This is a genomic window from Syntrophomonas sp. UBA5494 (genome assembly GCF_002426325.1).
Genome location: NZ_DIPG01000023.1, coordinates 5,206 through 9,564, shown reverse-complemented (window position 1 = coordinate 9,564; position 4,359 = coordinate 5,206). Strand labels below are relative to the sequence as shown.

Below are 4,359 nucleotides of genomic sequence, written 5' to 3'. Positions count from 1 at the left end.
CCCGGCGTTATTAATCAGTGCCAGTCCATGGGGGTTAAGGGCTGTCCTTGAAAAGATAGAGCAGACCTTATCGTTTTGCATCGTTAACGCTGATCATTTCCCCAAACAATCTTCCATAGCACCCTTTTCTATCTTATCGTGAAGGGGGATACCGATTAAGGTATCTCCCTTTGCGATCATTATGTTTGTTAAGCCAATGGGTTGAAAGAAACCCTATATCTATTGTCCAATGGGGCAGGTGCTGAGGCAATTGAAACAGCAATACTGAAAACCGATTAATTGGGCCTGATAAAGGCGCCAGTAGTGATCGTCCAGCAGCAGCTTTTTCTGTTCCTCCACACTGCTTTCGGACATTTTGCTCCAGAAACCGATGGAAGCGCCCAGCCCATAAGGCTGAGAGTTCCTCAGGCATCTGTTAACATTTGTTTGGCCTTCTTCATCCAGCGCCCCAACCGGGCAGCTTTCCACACAAATGTCACAATAGGTGCAGAGCTCGTCTTCGATCTTGGGGTCTGAATCAAAATCAAGCGTACTCAAGACCGCGGTGAATACTATTCGGCTGCCATACCTGGGGTGCAAGAGGAGATTGTTCCTCCCGAACACGCCCAGTCCCGCTGCATGGGCAGCATGGCGCAGGGATACCTCACCAACCGCACCGCCGGTTCTTTTACTCATTTCCAGGGGATAAGAGACAGGTACAGTCATGGCCTGATCACCGAATTCCTTTTCCAGCAGGCGGGCCAGTTTATAATTGCAGGAACGCGAGAATTCCATGAGATCCAGTCTTCCGTTCATGGCAATCTGCATATTGGTGCTGGCGCAAGTGCTTAACTCCTTATATGCCAAGACCACGATAGAACGAGCCTGGGGGAAAAAGTCTGTAACCACCGGAGATTTGGGACTATCATAGTCTTTCAGATTGGCGAACCCAATATCGTCCACTCCAACATTGCGCATAAATGTTTTAATCCTCTTTTTGGCTGCGCTTAAATCCAAATTGTTCAAGTTAGTTACCTCCCCAATTCTATTAACCTGTAAATCAGTTCCAAAACATCAGAGCCCGATCCCATTCTATTTACATATCTCACGGGCACCCCCTTTACCGAATATATGTCAGCTTGACCAGTCATCCCAAGAGAAACAGTGTATATACACATAATATGTTAAAAAATATCTTATAATTCCGTACGGTTTATTCTCCTCAAGCTGGAAAGAAAATCTTTAACCCATTCCTGACCTAATTGTTTCTCCACCTCGGATTGAGCTTGCTGCCAAAACGGTATGGCTTGATCGATAGCCAGTCTGCCCTCTGCGGTCAGGCTGATACGTTGTTCGCGGCGATCCTCGCCGCTGCCTAGGCGCAGCAAGCCTTTTTGCGCCAGCAGACGCACATTTCTGCTCAGAGTGGTGCGGTCCATTCCCAGCTGCCGGGCTAATTGTGAAACCGTTGCAGATTCCAGCAAAAGAACATTCATCAGTAAGGAAAACTGAGTTGTCTTTAGTCCGCAAGGACTCAAGACCCGGTCATAATAGGAAGTTAACATCCGAGTCGTTTTGCGGATATTATAAAAAACGCAGGCCCGGCCCATGGCTGCGGCCATTTTCTTGTCATTATCGTCCTGGGCTGACATGCCAACACCTCATTTTTGGTTATAGAAAGCGAGACGGGTATATCTATTGATATGAGTATATACACATATTATGCTATTTGACAACATATCTTTTTGATGCCTGGCGCCCATTTGTTACAAGATGAAGTAGAGGGAGTCCATCATTATGGCTTCAGTTTACTCTGGACTGAATATTATTGGGGAACGGGTTCTGCTGTTTGATCTGCACCCATTAGCCTGGATACTTATGAACAAGTATGATTAAATTATGCTAACCAACCCTTTTCAAAAAGCACCGGGAGCACTTGGCAAACGAAAAGACGTCAGAGCAATGGGGAGGCGGCAAACATGGATAAAAAGGAGTTGACTGAGTACAGGGAGGTTGTTGCTTTTGATCAAGGCCAGGTTAAACCGAGCCTGGAACCCCTGGTTACGGAGAGATACCTTAAGATAAAGCTCAATGGTGAGGAAGTGGTCAGATTGGCTTCTTCACCTCATGCCGGACGGGAACTGGCTGCCGGGTATCTTATCAGTGAAGGGATCATAGAACCATCCGGCCAATTATTGAGTTTAACCGAGTCGAAGGACGATGGGGTAGATATTGTCATCGAGGGGCAGCCCGGAAATTATACTGAATCGATTAAAACCATCAATACCTGCATAGGTCGGGGCTATGGGGTATTAAAGCCCTTGATGAAGCAGCCCCCGGGTCAGGGCCTTTTTACACCCGGGCAATTACTGGCGATAATCAGCGAACTGGATGAGAAATCATATACTTTCAAAAAGACCGGCGGAGTTCACAGTGCCGGATTGGGCGGGCCAGAGGGTTTGATCAAACGCTTCGAGGATATCGGCCGGCATAACGCAGTGGACAAGGTGTTCGGCTATGCTTTTCTAAACAAGATTCCACTCCATGATAAGTGTCTGGTTTTAAGCGGGCGGGTGGCTTTTGAAATCCTTCAGAAGGCTGCCTACAACCGGATACCCTTTATCCTGTCACGATCGGCTCCAACCCTCTTAACGGTTGATCGGGCCAGGGAGCTGGGTATCACCGTGGTCGGCTTTGCTCGCGGCGAACGCTTCAATGTTTACAGTCATCCGGAACGGGTCTGTTTTGGCTAGCTTCTCACCAAGGGATGACAGGAACTTCAGGGGGGAGGAGCCCCATCCTTTTTGCTTGGGAAATAATTATCCCTAGCAGGAGTTTTAAGAAAAATGTCTAATATACAGGTAATAGAGAAAACGCCCCAGTTTTAATTTTAAATTTAATACTTAATACTCCGAGTTGCTGAGCCTAAAGCAAATGCTATGGCTCCTCAACCGTTGGGTAGGCCGGGAAACAGGCCTGCCTCCCGTGCTTGGAAAGGAGTTAGTCTTCAATATTAATATTGAAGGCTGGTGTTTGTCGGATCATGGTCAGAATTAAGTGTCTTTTTCTGATCTTTAAGCGGGCAAATGCAAAAACCTCCTGTTTCTAAAGCAGGAGGTTTTTTGTGTTTATATCTGTCCAAAAAACGAAAGGGGTGAAGGTTTTGGAAATGGTAACTATTGTGATGAACGGAAAGGAGGTTCAGGTTCCGGCAGGAAGCACTATTTTGCAGGCTGCGGATATGGTTGGGATTGATATACCACGGTTTTGTTATGATCCCGATTTGAGTCCGCTGGGGGCATGCCGCATGTGCGTAGTCGAAGTGAAAGGCAATCGTCTATTGCCCGCGGCGTGTGTTACTCCGGTTTACCCGGGGATGGAAGTAGACACCGAATCAGAATCAGTGGTTGAAGCCCGTAAAACCATACTGGAATTGTTGGTGGCCAACCATCCCTTGGATTGTATGACCTGCGAAAAAATGGGGGATTGCAAGCTGGCTGAATACTGTTATCGCTATGGCGTTAAAGAGAGCAGTTTTGCCGGGGAAAGGCACCACTACGCTGTTGATGCCAGCAATCCTTTTATTGTCAGGGACCTGAACAAATGTATCCTGTGCGGCGCTTGCGTTCGCGCCTGTGAGGAGATGACTGGTCAGGACAACCTGTCTTTCCTGTATCGGGGCTTTGACCGCAAAGCCACTACTGCTGCGGATGTGGATTATATCGAATCAGACTGTGTTTTCTGCGGGCAGTGCGTGGCCGTGTGCCCGACCGGGGCTTTAACCGAGAAGAGTATGGCCGGTCAGGGACGGCGCTGGGAATATGAACGGATCAGAACCACCTGCCCGTTCTGCGGTACCGGATGCAACTTTGACCTGGCGCTTAAAGACGGTAAAATACATGGCGTACTATCCAGCCCCGAAAGCACCGTAAACGGGCGTATGTTGTGCGTTAAAGGCCGTTTCGGATGGGATTTCATCTATAATGAAAACCGCCTCACTACACCGCTCATCAAAAAAGAGGGTCAATTCGTTCCCGCCAGCTGGGATGAAGCCTTCGATGTAATCGCTGCCCGTTTAAATGACATTAAGGCAAAATATGGACCGGACGCTTTTGCTGCCTTAAGTTCAGCCCGTTGTACCAATGAGGAGAATTTCCTGGTGCAGAAGTTTGCCCGCGCGGCAATGGGAACCAATAATGTGGACCATTGCGCCCGTACCTGACACGCGCCCACTGTAGCCGGTCTGGCTACCACTTTTGGAAGCGGCGCGATGACCAACCCCATAAACGAAATCACCGAACAAGCCCAGATGATGCTGCTGGTCGGGACCAATGCCACTGAAGCCCATCCGGTCATCGGATACAAAATGCGCCAGGCGGC

4 protein-coding genes and 1 riboswitch are annotated in these 4,359 nt (G+C 48.5%); of the genes, 2 read left to right on the top strand and 2 right to left on the bottom strand.

The annotated features are described in order from the left end of the window. Window positions 1-219: 219 nt before the first annotated feature. Together B3W37_RS02615 and B3W37_RS02610 are read right to left on the bottom strand one after the other, a co-directional pair. Entirely contained in the window at window positions 220-1,005 is a 786-nt protein-coding gene (locus B3W37_RS02615) for a 4Fe-4S binding protein (protein ID WP_483171902.1), read from the bottom strand. A gap of 170 nt (window positions 1,006-1,175) precedes the next feature. Continuing rightward, a complete protein-coding gene (locus tag B3W37_RS02610; protein WP_481038257.1) occupies window positions 1,176-1,631 on the bottom strand; it encodes a MarR family winged helix-turn-helix transcriptional regulator in 456 nt (151 codons plus the stop codon). A gap of 327 nt (window positions 1,632-1,958) precedes the next feature. Between B3W37_RS02610 and fdhD the strand changes: the two genes are divergently transcribed. Beyond that, window positions 1,959-2,732, top strand: a complete 774-nt coding sequence (gene fdhD, locus B3W37_RS02605) for a formate dehydrogenase accessory sulfurtransferase FdhD (RefSeq protein WP_483171903.1) — start codon at window positions 1,959-1,961, stop codon at window positions 2,730-2,732. Between the two features lie 144 nt (window positions 2,733-2,876). Beyond that, a riboswitch (molybdenum cofactor riboswitch) is annotated at window positions 2,877-2,995 on the top strand. Between the two features lie 147 nt (window positions 2,996-3,142). Continuing rightward, a partial coding sequence (locus B3W37_RS02600; protein WP_483174690.1) for a molybdopterin-dependent oxidoreductase occupies window positions 3,143-4,359 on the top strand: 1,217 nt, incomplete at its 3' end.